Source organism: Cupriavidus sp. 01T418 (assembly GCF_056398885.1).
Window position 1 is genome coordinate 1 of sequence record NZ_JBFTQG010000065.1, and the last position, 15,487, is coordinate 15,487.

General features: G+C 58.9%; 15 protein-coding genes and 4 pseudogenes. 14 read left to right on the forward strand and 5 right to left on the reverse strand.

Annotated features, from left to right (window positions below; genetic code table 11):
• Together AC1DQ3_RS33655 and AC1DQ3_RS33660 are read left to right on the forward strand one after the other, a co-directional pair.
• Nucleotides 1–108 (forward strand): IS3 family transposase (locus AC1DQ3_RS33655; RefSeq protein WP_477122636.1); only part of this gene is annotated, 108 nt, incomplete at its 5' end.
• 27 nt (nt 109–135) lie between these two features.
• Nucleotides 136–402: pseudogene (locus AC1DQ3_RS33660) on the forward strand (porin); the annotation flags it as partial.
• Nucleotides 403–626: 224 nt separating this feature from the next.
• Here AC1DQ3_RS33660 and AC1DQ3_RS33665 read toward each other — a convergent pair.
• The 3 genes from AC1DQ3_RS33665 to AC1DQ3_RS33675 all read right to left on the reverse strand — a co-directional run bounded on the left by AC1DQ3_RS33665 (nt 627) and on the right by AC1DQ3_RS33675 (nt 2,840).
• Nucleotides 627–1,556, reverse strand: a complete 930-nt coding sequence (locus AC1DQ3_RS33665; protein WP_477124435.1) for a LysR family transcriptional regulator — start codon at nt 1,554–1,556, stop codon at nt 627–629.
• Between the two features lie 216 nt (nt 1,557–1,772).
• On the reverse strand, nt 1,773–1,913 hold the full coding sequence (locus AC1DQ3_RS33670) for a hypothetical protein (protein ID WP_477124436.1): 141 nt from the start codon (nt 1,911–1,913) through the stop codon (nt 1,773–1,775).
• Between the two features lie 336 nt (nt 1,914–2,249).
• Nucleotides 2,250–2,840 (reverse strand): carboxymuconolactone decarboxylase family protein, encoded by a 591-nt coding sequence (locus tag AC1DQ3_RS33675; RefSeq protein WP_477124437.1) that lies wholly within the window; start codon nt 2,838–2,840, stop codon nt 2,250–2,252.
• A 598-nt stretch (nt 2,841–3,438) separates the two neighbouring features.
• On the opposite strand from AC1DQ3_RS33675, the gene AC1DQ3_RS33680 reads away from it, so the two are divergent.
• The 3 genes from AC1DQ3_RS33680 (at nt 3,439) to AC1DQ3_RS33690 (ending at nt 6,837) form a co-directional block, all read left to right on the forward strand.
• Nucleotides 3,439–4,020, forward strand: a complete 582-nt coding sequence (locus AC1DQ3_RS33680; RefSeq protein ID WP_477124455.1) for a carboxymuconolactone decarboxylase family protein — start codon at nt 3,439–3,441, stop codon at nt 4,018–4,020.
• A 429-nt stretch (nt 4,021–4,449) separates the two neighbouring features.
• Complete coding sequence (locus AC1DQ3_RS33685; protein WP_477124438.1) at nt 4,450–5,376, forward strand: LysR family transcriptional regulator; 927 nt, start codon at nt 4,450–4,452, stop codon at nt 5,374–5,376.
• 256 nt (nt 5,377–5,632) lie between these two features.
• Nucleotides 5,633–6,837, forward strand: a protein-coding gene (locus tag AC1DQ3_RS33690) for an IS3 family transposase (RefSeq protein ID WP_477124456.1) whose coding sequence is annotated in 2 segments (ribosomal slippage) — nt 5,633–5,957 and nt 5,957–6,837 — 1,206 coding nt in all. Because the reading frame shifts where the segments join, the coding sequence is not laid out codon by codon here.
• Nucleotides 6,838–7,052: 215 nt separating this feature from the next.
• Here AC1DQ3_RS33690 and AC1DQ3_RS33695 read toward each other — a convergent pair.
• Nucleotides 7,053–7,484: a hypothetical protein gene (locus AC1DQ3_RS33695; protein ID WP_477124439.1), complete on the reverse strand. Its 432-nt coding sequence runs from the start codon at nt 7,482–7,484 to the stop codon at nt 7,053–7,055.
• On the opposite strand from AC1DQ3_RS33695, the gene AC1DQ3_RS33700 reads away from it, so the two are divergent.
• The 7 genes and pseudogenes from AC1DQ3_RS33700 to AC1DQ3_RS33730 all read left to right on the forward strand — a co-directional run.
• Nucleotides 7,483–8,730 (forward strand): ISL3 family transposase, encoded by a 1,248-nt coding sequence (locus tag AC1DQ3_RS33700; RefSeq protein ID WP_477124440.1) that lies wholly within the window; start codon nt 7,483–7,485, stop codon nt 8,728–8,730. The genes AC1DQ3_RS33695 and AC1DQ3_RS33700 overlap by 2 nt on opposite strands.
• A gap of 18 nt (nt 8,731–8,748) precedes the next feature.
• The gene (locus AC1DQ3_RS33705; protein ID WP_477124457.1) at nt 8,749–9,288 is read left to right on the forward strand and encodes a LysR substrate-binding domain-containing protein; all 540 of its coding nucleotides are present in this window, start codon (nt 8,749–8,751) and stop codon (nt 9,286–9,288) included.
• Between the two features lie 260 nt (nt 9,289–9,548).
• Nucleotides 9,549–10,202 (forward strand): hydrolase, encoded by a 654-nt coding sequence (locus tag AC1DQ3_RS33710; RefSeq protein WP_477124441.1) that lies wholly within the window; start codon nt 9,549–9,551, stop codon nt 10,200–10,202.
• A 314-nt stretch (nt 10,203–10,516) separates the two neighbouring features.
• On the forward strand, nt 10,517–10,804 hold the full coding sequence (locus AC1DQ3_RS33715) for a DUF1427 family protein (protein ID WP_172169312.1): 288 nt from the start codon (nt 10,517–10,519) through the stop codon (nt 10,802–10,804).
• A complete protein-coding gene (locus AC1DQ3_RS33720; protein WP_477124442.1) occupies nt 10,801–12,693 on the forward strand; it encodes an amidohydrolase in 1,893 nt (630 codons plus the stop codon). Before AC1DQ3_RS33715 ends, AC1DQ3_RS33720 begins: the two co-directional genes overlap by 4 nt.
• A pseudogene (locus AC1DQ3_RS33725) lies at nt 12,650–13,001 on the forward strand (DoxX family protein); the annotation flags it as partial. The gene AC1DQ3_RS33720 and the pseudogene AC1DQ3_RS33725, both read left to right, overlap by 44 nt.
• A 27-nt stretch (nt 13,002–13,028) precedes the next feature.
• Nucleotides 13,029–13,346, forward strand: a pseudogene (locus AC1DQ3_RS33730) (glyoxalase); the annotation flags it as partial.
• A gap of 34 nt (nt 13,347–13,380) precedes the next feature.
• Here AC1DQ3_RS33730 and AC1DQ3_RS33735 read toward each other — a convergent pair.
• A pseudogene (locus AC1DQ3_RS33735) lies at nt 13,381–13,530 on the reverse strand (IS5/IS1182 family transposase); the annotation flags it as partial.
• A 225-nt stretch (nt 13,531–13,755) separates the two neighbouring features.
• Here AC1DQ3_RS33735 and AC1DQ3_RS33740 point away from each other — a divergent pair.
• Both AC1DQ3_RS33740 and AC1DQ3_RS33745 read left to right on the forward strand, forming a co-directional pair.
• Nucleotides 13,756–14,367 carry a TetR/AcrR family transcriptional regulator gene (locus AC1DQ3_RS33740; RefSeq protein WP_477124458.1) on the forward strand — a complete coding sequence of 204 codons (612 nt, stop codon included), beginning with the start codon at nt 13,756–13,758 and terminating at the stop codon, nt 14,365–14,367.
• A 146-nt stretch (nt 14,368–14,513) separates the two neighbouring features.
• The gene (locus AC1DQ3_RS33745; RefSeq protein ID WP_477124443.1) at nt 14,514–15,482 is read left to right on the forward strand and encodes a Bug family tripartite tricarboxylate transporter substrate binding protein; all 969 of its coding nucleotides are present in this window, start codon (nt 14,514–14,516) and stop codon (nt 15,480–15,482) included.
• Nucleotides 15,483–15,487 lie beyond the last annotated feature (5 nt).

The window sequence follows — 15,487 nt, forward strand, 5'->3', positions numbered from 1 at the left end:
TGGATAGCCTTTTATAATCACCGACGGCTGCATTCCACGCTGGGTTATCTCAGCCCCATGCAATACGAGCAACGCTGGCATGCGGCACAGCGTAAAAAGGCCGCATAACCCGAAAGCTAAGAGCTACACCAAACAGGGGCAACATCAGTCACGCCAGCACTTTCCTTAGATGCAGAGGGCTTGCGTTACCTGCAACGCGGGCCGGCTGGCAAGAACGATGCGAGCTCGACATTGCTGGTCGGACGCGTGAATTACCTGCTATCGAAGCGCAGCATGGTGTACACGTCAGTCGGGTACATGTTCAACAGCGCGCTGGCGGCCAAACCGGTTGCAGTTGGCGGTACTGTCGGAGCTGGCATGGATCAGCTTGGCGTCATGGTCGGTCTGCAGCAGAAGTTCTGATGCATAGGAACGAGGCGGGAACGGGGCATCTCGCGACCGCCTCGGGCATGCGGCGATACCGATTGATCGGCGCGCAGTCGGCGCCGATTGCGTGTGCGCTCTCATGCTCGAAGAACCGTAAGGAGTCCGCCTGGATTCAGGATCAGTGAGTCATCCGCACCAGGGTTGTCACGCCAGATAAAAGTGCCTAATACGTTCTGGCGGGAGGCGCGCTCTCGTTGCCTTCAATCACGGGGGCGCCAAATCAGTTCAGCACCTTGCCACATTCCGCTGTCAATTCGCGTAGTTATCAGGCGTAGCATGTGCCGCCATGCGATAGCGACGGTGCTGGAGTTCATGCGATTCCGATTCATAGCGACAACCCACGTCAGAATCATGCCTCGTATGGGTGCCGCGCGAAATTGACTACCTAATGGGTGCTCGAACAAGGCGCAAAACGGCATGACGGTATACCCCAGTCCACGTACCACCAAATCCAGACATAGGGACAGCGTCTCCGCTTCCGCGGCGTTGCGGTATCTGCGCTCACTGCGCCGCAGCTGGCTCTCGACCATCTGGCGGACGATGTTGGGGCGTCCTGGCAAGACCATCCTTAAGTCGGCGATCTCGGACGCCGTCACGAACCGGTCAAGTTCGAGGCCCGACCTGGAGTCGCCAACTAGATATAGCTGCTCGCGCAGTAGCGGAGCCTCGTCGTACAGGGGGGACGCCATAGGGGAGAACGCGACGACGCATAAATCCGGTAAGCCGTTGCGCATCGTCTCCCGCAGAACATTGTTAATGCCCTCGTAAGCACGAACCTTAATATCCGGATGCTCCATCACAATTTCCGCGACCAGGGGAGAAGTGACGCTTCTCTGCATTGAAAGGGGCATTGCCAAGCTCACGGTTCCGAGCGTCTTGGCACCTACCTCCTCTCGCAATATCTCCGCCTGCAGCAAAAGAGTTCGAGCTTGCTCGGCCAGCTCGGCGCCAGCGTCCGAGAGCTTGACACCAGACGAATCTCTTAGAAACAGCTGAACGTTCAATTCGTGCTCCAAGGCACCCATGTGTCGGGAAAGCGCGGATTGAGAGAGGGCGAGATCCATTGCTGCCCGGCTGATGCTGCCGAATTCGGCCACACGGAGAAAATACTCAAGCAGGCGCAATTCCATCGATGTGATATTCCATTGACTTGCGATATATCACGATACTTTCATGGGGCGCAGTTGGCTATTGGTAGAAGCGCTTATGCCAGACGACCCTCAGGGAGCCGTTCGACCGCGTCAATGGGAACCGTAGCGTGACCTCATTATTCGCTGGAGGAATAACGCCGACTAAACGGGTCCGCTTGAGATGAAGGCATTCCGGGAACATAATCCGCCAACGGATCACCAAGCACGCCACAGCCCCGCGATGGCGAACTCGGGCTCGTCCTTCAACCAGATCCGCCAGCGTTCCGACTTCTTCTGCCCTTCCGCATAGTACGGTTCGTAGAAATTGGCGGTGGGTAACGGTAAGGTGCAGCCCATGGACGCGCACACCTCAAGGTACAACTTATGGACATCAGGGATGGATGGAGTTAGATCCCCCGACAGGCTGTTGTCGACCCGTTACAGCCGTTCGATGTGCAGCGCCCGCACGGGCCGTTCTCCGACTCGTTGCGGCCATTGGTGGCGTCACTTTTTGCCTATACTACCGCCGAGTTCCTCAATCTCTGACAGATCCACGAGATTCCACGGCATCCCCGGATTGCGGAACATCCGTTTGTTTTGACGGGGAAGGTTCATCGTCTGCTCTTTGTTGGATGGGTCGTGATCGGATGCTGCGGCCAAGCCAGAGATCCCGGAAGACGGGGCCTGTCACTATCAGTCGTTCCTCGCAGGAATGGCGTTCGCGTCGAAGACAGTCGGCTTGCTCCATTCGTGCCCCCGCATGAAATCATCATATTCCGTACGGACAATATGGTTTGTGTAATTGCCCAAGATCTTCGCCGCCACACCGAGCAACACCTCTAGCACGTTTCGGCGAAAGTAACCCGCCGCCAGAAAGGCGTTAGTGTCCGCTTCAGCAACGAAACCACGTTCCCGTACTACGTGAGTCGTGAAGCGACGCAACGCTTCAAGCTTCGGATCCGCAAGTGGCTTGCCTTCACGTAGGGCAGCGACGAGCGTCTGATCCATGCCAACCTGCAACGCGCGAGCGCTGTGTCCAGCCATCGAATAGTGGCAGCTGTTCTCGAAGTTTGCAGTCATCGATACAACTTGCTGTTCCACTGAACTCAACGTGCTCTTAGAGAAAAGTTCGAGAAGTGTGAAATAGCCGGACAGTGTTTCCGGCGACTCTGCCAAATGCGCCTGAAGATTCGGCACGACGCCAAAAATACGTTCTGCCTGTTGGAGGCCCGGTTGAGACGCAGCAGGGGCGGATGCTGCTGTATATGCGAGAAAATTGGCCATCGACTGCCTCGAATCAAAAACAATAGTCACACGAGTATCGCTGATGCGGCACCTTCGCAGTAGGCGGCGCCGGAACATAAGAGCTATTCCMAACTTGCATAGAGCGTCAGTGCTCGGCTCGGTTCGAAAGTCCTGAATCGTCAGAGAAAGCGGCTCACCTCTCCTCGGTAGCCTCGCACCTCCTCCTCGAAATGCTTGACGGACTGACTCAGGGCGTGAAACGGTCGAACCGGGACGGTTGCGTCGAACGGCTGCTTTGGACGGTGAAGCCGACATCGTCAGGCGCTGCAGCGACTGTCACGGCTGGTAAAGAGTGATCTGTTAGCCACCGCCAACCGCGACCGTCCGACTTGTGAGATTGCGCGCCTTTTCACTGGCGAGAGACAGGGTATTCTGCGTTATCTCTTCTGGCAACGCAGGTACGAGACCATCAACCCAGCGCTGCTACAACGGTCGCATCATGGGAACGGTGATCTTCTGCGGCGCTGAGGGCGCGGTCCATTCCTGCGAGGAATGACTGTTATCGATAGCGCCCGTCTTCTTCTCGCGCGCCTTGCGCCTCATCATCTGCTCACCGTCAACCAACGAGGCGCAGATGATGAATTCCTTCCAGTCCTACACGATCGACACCGCACCCGCAGCGTCAAAGCCCACCCTTGAAGAAGCGAAGCGTACTTTCGGTTTTGTACCGAACCTCCAGGCGCACATGGCCGAATCACCGGAACTGCTCGCCGGCTATACGGCGCTGTGGGATCTCTTTGCGAAAAGCACACTCACGCCTCACGAGCAGCAGGTTGTCTATCTGACGTCGAACTTTGAGAACGACTGCCACTACTGCATGGCGGGCCACAGCACGCTCGCGAAGATGATCAAGATGGATCCCGCGGTGATCGCCGCGCTTCGCGCCGGCACGGCGTTGCCGGATGCGAAGCTGGAGGCGCTGCATCGCTTCACGACGATCGTCGTGCGCGAACGCGGATTCGTTCCGGACGCGGAAGTGGAAGCCTTCCTCGCGGCCGGCTATACACGCCGCAACGTGCTCGAAGTGATTCTCGGTGTCGCAACCAAGGTCATGAGCAACTACACGAATCACGTCGTCCATACGCCGTACGACGCTTTCATGAAGGGCAACGAGTGGACGAAGCCCGAGCACGTGCCTGGTATGCCCTCTGCCGCGTGATTCGCCCAGCCTTCAGGAATCGATGGAGAAGTGTCATGTCGATGCGGGAGACACTCGACGCCTTGAGGGCCGACTTCAAGGCGGGCAAGCATCCCCGTACAACGCAGCGCCGGTAATCCATCCGGGCATGGTGCGCGCGACTGCCGAACCGATCGCGAGCGGTCAGGCGGGCGGCACAAAATCCGTCCAGGCGAGCGCGTCGACATCGCCGTTTTGCGAGGAAGCATGTGGAGGGCTTCTGGTTGTGCATCTTGCAAGAGTTCGGCCCGACTGAATCGGTGTCGCCGAGGCCGGCAGTGCGAGAGGCGCGCCTCGTTCGTTTTCTACGTTCGGTAGCCGGGGTCGGCGTGGCGCACCTAGCCAATACTCGCAAGCAGTGGACGGCAGCGATCTGCCGGACTGACAACGGACCTTCGACTCGAGAGCCACATGAAAGCGATTGAATTGCGTCAACTGCGCTACTTCTCGATTCTTGCGCGGGAACTCCATTTCGGCCGGGCGGCCGACAGCGCGTCGATAACGCAATCTGCGCTTAGCCAGCAGATTGCGAAACTGGAAGAACTGGTGGGCGCGCAATTACTGAACCGCGACCGGCGCGGCGTGACGCTGACCGCTTCGGGCGAGGCTCTGCAGAACAGCGCCGACGCCATCTTCGCTCAGGTTGAGCGCGCGTTGCGTGAGGCGCAGGATGCCGCGGGCTGTAGAGAATCTAGGATCTCGATCGGTCTGGTCGAGTACGCGAATCTGCCATTTATTCCGCCTGCGCTCATTCGGCTGCAGGCACTATATCCGGACATCACGATAGAACGCCACGAGATGAACACGGCGCAGCAGATCACCGCGCTGACTAAGAAACATATCGACATCGGCTTTGGCGTATTGGTCGACGCTGCACCAGACAACGACGACGTACTGGTTCAGCCGCTGTTCGAAGCACACTGGGTCGTGTTGATGCGCAACGATCACCGGTTGGCAAACGTCGACTGTCTGAACCTTTGCGATCTTGCGCAAGAGCGACTGATCGGCTCGGCACGTGCGGTCAATGCGCCGCTTTATGACTCGATCGTTGCTCGGTTCCAGCAAGCTGGCTTCACGCCAAATTTCATCTATGAAACGACGCAGGTACAAGTTGGCGTCACGCTCATCGAACAAGGGCTCGGCGCAATGATCGGCACCACATACCTATTCTCGTCGCTTCCAAAAACATTGCACTACCGGCAGATCAACGGCCTCGAGCCCGTAACGGTCCAGATGCTGTCGCGCACAAGCGAACGCAATTCGCTGATACTTGACTTTCTCGATCTGGCGGCTGAAGAAGCGCGCGTTGCGCCGGCGCCTCGCACCTCCGGTCGATAGGCAGCGCTTAGGTGCGCCTGCTCAACCGTGATCGGCGTGGAGTAACGTTGACTCTGCCAGGCGAGACACTACGCGACAGCGTCGATGCCATCTTCCAGCAAGTAGAGCTGGCGCTACGGATTACTCGGGACGCGGCGGGGTATCAGAGTTTCAATATCTCGGTGGGCCGGCCCCCGCGAAAACAGGACACGAGGTAACGCTTAAACTATGAGGTAGTCTTACGCCTATGTTTAAGCCCAGTTCTAATGTGGAACCCATCGAAGTTCTGACCCAACCCGAACAGCGCCGTCGGCGCTCAGTCGAGGAGAAGCTCGCGATAGTGCGCGAGACTTTCGAGCCCGGAGCGACCGTCTCTGGAGTCGCCCGTCGTCATCAGGTGAACGCGAACCAGGTGTTCGCGTGGCGCAAGCTGTATCAGGACGGGAGCCTGTCAGCAGTCAGCGCCGGCGAACAGGTGGTACCCGCATCCGATCTGGCCGAAGCGATGGAGCAGATTCGTGAACCCCAGCGGCTGCTGGGCAAGAAGACGATGGAAGTGGAAATCCACCGCGAAGCAGTGGAGTACGGTCGGGCAAAAAAATTGATTGCGCGCTCACCATTGCGTCCGGGGGACGACCGATGAAGACGGTTTGCGAAGTCCTGGGTGTGTCGCGCTCGAATCTCGCAGTCAAATCGAAACGACAAGCCGAATGGGTCGACCGGCGCAAGACGCCCGCTTTGGACGACATGCCGCTCGTTGCTGAACTTCAAGGGCTGGTTGCCGATTTGCCTACGTATGGCTACCGGCGTGCATGGGCGCTGCTGCGGCGAAACCGGGACGCGCAGGGTCAGCCTCGCGTTAATGCAAAACGGGTTTATCGGGTCATGCGTACCCACGGCCTGCTGCTCGAACGCCGCCCTCGGCATCCCGAATCCACGCGCCGGCACGACGGAAAGGTCGCCGTGGAGCAAAGCAACGCCCGCTGGTGCTCGGACGGGTTCGAATTCCGTTGCGACGATGGCGCCCCGCTGCGCGTCATCTTTGCGCTGGACTGCTGCGACCGGGAGGCCATGAGCTGGGCTGCGACGACGGGAGGCTACACCGGCGACATGGTGCGCGATGTCATGCTTCAGGCCGTCGAGAACCGCTTTGGTGGCGCGCTGAAGGCCGACAATGAAATCGAGTGGCTAAGCGACAACGGTTCCTGCTACATTGCCGACGAGACGCTGACGTTCTCGAAAGAAATCGGTTTGAAGCCTGTCACGACGCCCGTCAGAAGTCCGCAGAGCAACGGAATGGCCGAAAGCTTCGTCAAAACAATGAAGAGAGACTACGTTTCGTGGATACCCAAGCCGGACGTGAGAACGGCGTTGCGGAACCTGGCCATCGCGTTTGACCACTACAACGAGTCGCATCCGCACAGCGCCCTGAAATACCGCCTACCACGCGAGTTTCGCCAGCGAGAAAATTTACCAAACTAAGCGTGACCGCGTGTCCGGTTACGCATGGGCAAGTCCACTCGGTTGGCCGCATTGAAGATGCTAATCTGCCGTACATCCCGCTCGCGTTGATTCGGTTTCAGGCGCTATATCCGGACGTCACGGTTGAGCGCCACGAGATGAACACGGCGCAGCAAATCGCCGCGCTAAAAAGAAAGGCTCGTCGGGGAAATCTGTGGGTGAAAGAGGATGCGCGGCTAGCCAAGTGAAGCCCGATTGAGGTACTTATAGAGCTTGCGACACGTTGCATCAAAGGCCTTTTGTTCGGACTCGGAGATAGCTGGCCAAATGAGAGGACCGCCGTCTTCCTCAATGATCTTGTCCAGGAGGGTTGCCACAGGAAGAGTGAGGAGATCGGGATCTTCATGGCGTCGTCGGATCATTTCGCCGCCCAGCATCCAGATGTGATCGCGGTGCCGAAGCAATGTCTTGCGCGTATCTCCCAACGTTGGGAGATGCTCCAGGAAAGGCGTGAGTATTGCTACGATTGCCTCTCCAGTCGAAATATCTTCGTCAACGACTCGCCACGAAGTAGGCCAGTTATGCAGGTCTGGAATGTACTGGGCGAGCGTTTGCTGTTCGGGGACAATAGCGGTTTTTCCCTTGTCGCTTCTGCTCCTGCTAACCATGTTGCTGACCCGCCTGCTGAATGCCTGTCATCATATTCCAGGTTTCGTTTATGAAGGTGCGCGGCTGTGCGAGGCAACCCAGGCCATCGAGATCGACGTGCGTCCGCGCAAGGGCTCGAAGCCGATCTGCTCATGCTGTAGCCAGCCTGCGCGAGGTTACGACACGCTCGCACAGCGCAGGTTCGAGTTTATTCCGGTCTGGGGTTTTTCCCTCTTCCTGCTCTATACCATGCGGCGCGTCGATTGTCGTGACTGTGGCGTCAAAGTCGAAGCCCTGCCGTGGGCCAACGGCAAGCACACGCTCACCCGCGCTTACATGCTGTTCCTGGCGCAGTGGGCACGCAAACTGTCGTGGAAGGAGACGGCACAAAGCTTCCGCACCAGTTGGGAGAAAGTCTTCAATGCAGTGGAGTGGGTGGTGGACTGGGGGCTGGCCCATCGCGAACTCGGTACGATCCGTGCCATTGGCGTCGATGAGATCCAGTATGGTCGTGGACACAAGTACCTCACCCTGGTCTACCAGATCGAGGCCGGCTGCACGCGTCTGCTATGGGTGGGGCAGGAGCGCACGAAGGCAAGCTTCGCCAAGTTCTTCGCCATGATCGGCAAACAGGTATGTGAGAAGGTTGAGTTCGTCTGCTCGGACATGTGGAAGCCCTACCTTGAGATGATAGCGCTGCATTGCCCCAATGCGCTGAATATCCTGGACCGCTTTCACATCGTTGCGAAGATGAATAAGGCCATCGATGAGGTCCGCGCTGACGAATCACGCCGCATGGTCCGCGATGGATACGAGCCGGTGCTCAAGAAATCCCGCTGGTGCCTGCTCAAACGCCCGGAAAATCTGACCGACAAACAGCGACTGCGCATGCGTGACTTGTTGCAGTACAACCTGCGCACCGTCCGCGCCTGGCTGCTCAAAGAGGAATTCCAGCAGCTCTGGGATTACATCTCACCGGACTGGGCCGGAAAATTCCTCGACCAGTGGTGCACGCAGGTGATGCGCTCGCGCATCGAACCCATGAAGAAGTTCGCCCGCACCGTGCGTGCCCACTGTGAGCTGATCCTCAATTACTTCCGTGCGCGCAAGCGGTTCTCCAGCGGCGTCGTCGAGGGTCTGAACAACAAGGCAAAAGTCACCATGAGAAAATCGTACGGGTTTCGAACCTTCAGGGCGACGGAAATCGCGCTATATCATGCACTACGGAGCCTTCCCGAGCCTTCGTCAACCCACACATTTTTCTGACGAACCAAAAGAAACAGCATCGATCTGGGCTTTGGTTTGCCAGCAGGCAGCTTGCTCAACGATGCGGAGATTCTAACGGAGCCACTGCTCGAATCGAGCTGTGCGCTGGTGCACAGCGACCACCGACTCGCGAATGTCGGCTGCCTCGACCTTGCCGACCTTGTGCATGAGCGTCTGATCACCTCGGCGCGCGCGGCAAATGCTCCGCTCTACGACTCGATCGTAGCGCATTTCCAAAGCGCCGGCCTCAGGCCAAATTTCATCTACGAAACCTTCCAGGCGCAGGCCGGAACTACGCTGATCGAACAGGGACTAGGAGTAGTGACCGGTGCGATAAACCTGTTCACATCATTGCCGCAGACAATCAAATATCGGTTCATCAATGACATGGAGCCGATGTCGGTTCAAATGTTCTCGCGTTTGAAAGAGCGCGATTCGCTGATTTTCGATTTCGTTGAAATGGTTACCGAAGAAGCGTGTCGCTGGCAGGCTCTGAACCTCCAGCCGGGCGCATCTCGCGATAAGTACGCGGTTCGCTTCACGTGTCGGATCGATTAGCACTAGTAATCGGGCTTGCAAGTATTTCGAATTGGCTAATACCGATGAAGTCATCCAAACTTCTCCTCAACGCACGAGCGGCTTGATGAATAGGTGGACCACCGTCGAGTTCATCCGCCGGCATGCGTTCATGCACCGTCTGTTTCATGCGTATCGTGAGAATTCGGAAGTGGATGTGACACGAGAACGCATGCTAGAGATTGCAAAAAACCGCGCAACCAATGTATTTCGCGCATTCCCAATCGACTGGAATATTGAAGATGACCCAAGCACAAGCGAAGCCCGGAAAGACCATTTTGTCCCCTAACGATCACACGCTGATCATGATCGACCATCAGTCGCAGATGGCATTCGCGACGAAGTCGATCGATGCGGTTCTTCTGCGCAACAATGTCGCATTGGTCGCGAAGGCGGCCCGCGAGTTTGGCGTGTCGACGATTCTGACTACCGTCGCAGAAAAGACCTTCTCCGGTCCGATTTTCGAAGAAATCAGCTCGACATTTCCTGGCGAGGCGACGATCGATCGGACTAACATGAATGCGTGGGAGGACCCTCGCATCACAGCTCGCGTAAACGAAATCGGAAAATCACGCATCGTGATGGCGGGTCTCTGGACCAGCGTCTGTATCGTCGGGCCGGCGCTTTCGGCGCTTGATCAGGGCTTTGAGGTGTACGTGATCGCTGATGCGTGCGGCGATGTTTCAGACGAAGCGCATCAACGCGCACTAGATCGCCTCGTCCAACAGGGCGCACGCCCGATGACGTCGCTGCAGTATTTGCTCGAGCTGCAACGCGATTGGGCTCGGACCGAAACCTACAATGAAACAGTTAAAACCTCGGTAGCGCATGGCGGCGGTTACGGACTAGGTCTGATCTATGCGAAGACGATGTTCGGCGGTTCCGAGGGACACTGAACAAGATTTGTCATACCCGCTCGGCCTTGGTCGATTATCGCCGCCGGTCGAGCCGGCGGCGATAATCGAAGTGCAGGTTGACCGGCGACAGCGATTGGCAACACGGCGATCATTATATATTTAGGATAACGATAGATTTGTCATATTATCCACGCCGCGTGGCTAAATCAATCGTCCGATTTTTTGTCTGTGAATAGTCGTAGGTTGCCAGGGTCTTTGATTGGCGATGCAGCCAGTCGATCTCGCCGCTTTGCGTAATTAACTCGAGCGACTGGCGCGCTTCAATCCGATACTTCGACGTCAGGGCAGGACCAATGAAACTCTATCTGTTATCGCTAGGCGCCGGCATCCTGGTCGGCATTATCTATAGCCTGATCAATGTACGTTCGCCAGCACCTCCGCTTATCGCACTGTTGGGTCTGCTGGGCATGCTGATCGGCGAGCAGGCGATTCCTTCCGCGAGGCAGTTGTTGGGTTATTCGACGCCACCGGCCCTATCGCATCAGGCGAGCGGAACCGGTCGTCTTTCCAGCACCCGGTCGGGTCATGCCGTGTTGCAGGCAGACCGGGGGCTTGTTGGCAACGAGGAGGAACACTCATGAGCATTACCATTACTCAACCGGACCTGATCCTCTACAACGGCCGGGTTACGACGCTGGATCGTTCGAACCCGACGGCAACGGCTGTTGCGATCAAGGATGGCAAGTTTGCTGCGGTGGGCAGCGACGTCGAGGTCCTGCTGCTCGCAGGCTCATCAACCCGGGTGATCGACCTGAAGGGGCGCAGAGTACTGCCCGGACTGATCGACAACCACATTCACATCATTCGCGGCGGACTGAACTTCAACATGGAGCTGCGTTGGGATGGCGTGCGCTCCCTTGCCACCGCGATGGACATGCTGCGCGAGCAGGTTGCCGTCACTCCGGCGCCGCAATGGGTGCGCGTGGTGGGTGGATTCACCGAGCATCAATTCGACGAGAAACGCTTGCCCACGATCGAAGAGCTGAATGCGGTTGCGCCCGATACACCCGTGTTCATTCTGCATTTGTACGATCGCGCGCTACTGAATGCGGCGGCTCTGCGCGTGGTCGGCTACACGAAGGACACGCCGGAGCCCCCGGGAGGACAGATCGTGCGAGACAGCGCCGGCAATCCGACCGGCCTGCTGCTCGCGCAGCCGAATGCATCGATCCTGTACGCGACGCTGGCGAAGGGTCCGAAGCTGCCGTTCGACTATCAGGTGAATTCGACACGCCACTTCATGCGCGAACTTAACCGGTTGGGCGTGACCGGTGCGATCGACGCGGGCGGCGGCTCCCAGAACTATCCGGACGATTACGAGGTTAGCCAGAAACTGTCCGACGAGGGCCAGCTGACGATCCGTCTCGCATACAACCTGTTCACGCAGAAGCCGAAGGCGGAGAAGGAAGACTTCCTGAACTGGACGAAGACGTCGAAGTACAAGCAGGGTAACGATTACTTCCGCCACAACGGCGCAGGCGAGATGCTGGTGTTCTCGGCGGCGGACTTCGAGGACTTCCGTGTCGCGCGTCCGGATATGCCCCCGCAGATGGAGGGAGAGCTGGAAGAAGTCGTGCGCGTACTGGCGGAGAACCGTTGGCCGTGGCGTATGCATGCGACCTATGACGAAACGATAAGCCGCGCGCTCGACGTGTTCGAGAAGGTCAACAGGGACGTGCCGCTTGCCGGCATCAACTGGTTCTTCGATCACGCCGAGACGATTTCCGAGAAGTCGATGGACCGAATTGCTGCGCTGGGTGGTGGCGTCGCGGTGCAGCACCGGATGGCGTACCAGGGAGAGTACTTTGTCGAGCGTTACGGTGCGAAGGCAGCCGAGGCCACGCCGCCGGTTGCGAAGATGCTGGAGAAGGGAATCCGGACTTCGGCCGGTACGGACGCAACACGGGTCGCGTCGTACAACCCCTGGGTATCGCTGTCGTGGCTGGTGACGGGCAAGACGGTGGGTGGTCTGCGGATGTATCCGCAGCGGAACTGCCTTGATCGCGAAACAGCCCTGCGCATGTGGACCGAAAATGTGACCTGGTTCTCGAACGAGGAGGGCAAGAAAGGCCGGATCGAGGCAGGTCAGTTTGCCGACCTGATCGTCCCGGACCGCGACTTCTTTGCGTGCGCTGAGGACGAGATTGCCGATACCACGTCGCTGCTGACCGTGGTGGGTGGCAAGGTGGTATTCGGCACGGGTGAATTCGCGTCGTTCGACGACAGCGCACCGCCGCCCGCGATGCCGGACTGGTCGCCGGTGCGTCGCTTTGGTGGTTTCGCCGCGTGGAAGAACGCGAGCGGCAACGGCGAAGCGGCGCTGCAGCAGGTCGCAGCGGCGTCGTGTGGTTGTGCGACGGCATGCGGTGTGCACGGTCACGCGCATGCCCGCGCGTGGACGGCCAATGCGCCGACCTCGGACCTGCATGGCTTCTGGGGCGCGCTCGGCTGCTCCTGCTGGGCGGTCTGACGTGAGGACAGGCGCGCTACAGGGAAATCCGTCGTGGGTGGCCGCGTTGCTGGCACGGTCGTGGGTGCTGCCGCTGGCGCGGCTCGCCCTCGTGTCTGCGTATCTGATCGGGGGCATCGACAAGCTCGCGCATTTCCATGACGCCATTCTGGAGCAGGAGCATGTCGGCCTGCATCCAGGGGCGCTGTGGGCGACGCTGGCGATTGTCGTCGAACTGGGCGGCTCCTTCTGCGTGTTTCATCGCATTGAACGGTTTTTTTGAGCACCTTGGGCTGATTGCCGCCTTTATTGCCGTGACGTATTTGGCCAGCGGCCCACACCGGTCCCGTGGTTCTTCGCACGGCAAGGTCGTGTCCGATGACCGCAAGGCGCCGGGCATCGAGATTGGCCGGCCGGCCGACACGTATCGTCGCGTCCGGATCGAATCAGGCTTCGGCAAGATCACCGTCCTCGTGACCGACGGCCATCTGCCTTACCCGTTCGGGCACGAGTTGACCGGCTACGAGGTGAAGGATCTCGCCGACACGCTGAAGAAAGCGCAGGCGGCCGGCGCGACCGTACTCGTGCAGCCGTTCACCTCGGGTGGCCGCGACGCCGCGCTCGTGCAGTTCCCGGGCGGTTACGTCGCCGAGATTCACGCGGCCGCGCACTGAGCCAGGCCGGATGTACCGGCCGTCCCCGCCCGGGAAGGCTCATCTCCGTGCTCTCGCGGCCAAGCGTCCTGGTCAGGAAGTGTGAGGGGCCCATCCAGTGCTTGAGCGTGCCGAAGACACGCTCGACAGTACTTCGGCGGATGGTCATCGCATCGCGTTTCCGGTCGCGCCGGCGCTGCACGGCCGGCTATAGCCTGACGCGATAGGCTCGTGTCGCCGATGAAGCGACCCTTACGCTCGCGAAGTGAATGACCGCTTCCTGGGCGGAAGCGACGTCTGAATGTCCGGCCGACGTTACAAGCGAATGTCGCTTCATGGCCGACTGCCGACGGATGAAGGGAGTGCTGTCACTCTGTACTGCATGGTACATTTTGGATCCATCAGCATTTTCCTGAAATCGAAGATAAGGATGCCAAAAACCAAAGCCTCGCCGCCCGATCGCTCAACTAGCGAGCAAGCCATTCAATTGCTCGATGCGGCCACCGCCCATGTTCTCGAGAACGGACTCGGGGATCTGTCCTTGCGCAGTGTGGCGGATGCACTGGGGACCAGCCACCGGATGCTCATTTACTATTTTGGCTCCGCCGACGGCTTTTGGCAGGCATTGCTGTTCCGCGTGCGACATGCCGAACAGCAGGCACGTGAGCAATTGCGCGTGGAAGGGCTGGATGCTGAAGCGACCATGGTGGCGGCATGGGACCGCTATTCCGCGTCGAACTACCTGCCCATCATGCAGTTGCTGTTCGAAATCTACGGAAGAGCCATCCGTGATCGCGAACGATTCAGTGGCTTTCTTGACGATGTCATTGGTAGTTGGACTGCAGTGATTGCCGAGCGATCGCAGCAAGCCATGCACATCAGCGCGGAGGAGGCGCGGTTGCTCGCACGCGTCGAAGTGGCGACGATTCGCGGCTTGCTGCTCGACCTGATCACGACAGGCGACCGCAAGGGCACCACGGCCGCGCTCAAGTATTTCGCCAGCAAGATGGCCGCGCCTGGAAGGACGAAAAAGGGCGGATAGCCCCGCCTGACCCCCGAAGCACCCTCATCCAGCACTGTCCTCGCGTACTCGCGTAAACCCCAGTTTCGCCATATCGTGTACCACATGGTACATTTCGGGTCATCGTCGCTATCGGTAGCGACGAACAGATGATTTCAGGGTGCGAGATGAACGTGCAAAAGTTATGGGGATGGACTGCTGCGGCGGTAGCGTCACTGGCGCTGGCGGCCACCGCCGGCGCGCAAGGCTTCCCGACAAAGCCCATCCGGTTGGTAGTGCCGCAGGCGGGTGGGACGGGCAACGATGTGTTGGCACGCGCATTGGCCGAGAAGCTCGGGCAGGCGTGGAAGCAGCCCGTTGTCGTGGAGAACAAACCGGGTGCCAACGGCACGTTGGCCATCTCGTACGTACTGGGGCAGCCGGCCGATGGCCACACGCTGTTCTTTGCAGGGGTGTCCAACCTGAGCTTCAATCCCTTCCTCTATCCGAAGCTGCCGTACTCGCCGACCAAAGACCTGACGGGCGTGGCCATGCTCGCCAATTCGCCGTTCGTCTTTGTCGCGGCGCCATCACTGCACGTGCAGACGTTCCAGGATTTTGTGCGCATGGCCAAGGCACGTCCTGGAGAAATCAGCTTTGCGTCGGGGGGCATCGGCAACTCCACGCATCTCGCCATGGAACTGGTGGCAGAACGCACGGGCATCAAGATGCAGCACGTGCCCTTCAACGGGTCGGGGGGATCGACCAGCCTGATGAATGGACAAACGCCCGTGATGATGAACGTCGTGGCTGGCGTGCAGCCGTTCATTGCGGGCAAGAAACTGCTGCCCTTGGCGGTCACCGGTGAGCGGCGCCTGGCTGCGCTGCCGTCGGTGCCCACGTTCAAGGAGTTGGGCTACGACGTCGACGTGCCTGGCTGGTACGCGATCGTGGCGCGTGCCGGCACGCCGTCGGGCGTGGTCCAGCAGATCAACGTGGATATCAACCACGTCCTGGACGATCCGCAGTTCAAGGAAAAGCTTGGCTTCCAGTTCCTGGATGCCATCAAAGGGCCGCCTTCGGAAGTCGAGCGCTATATGAAGCGCGATGCCGACGCGTGGGGCCCGATCATTCGCCGTCTCAACATCTCTCTCTAGGCGAC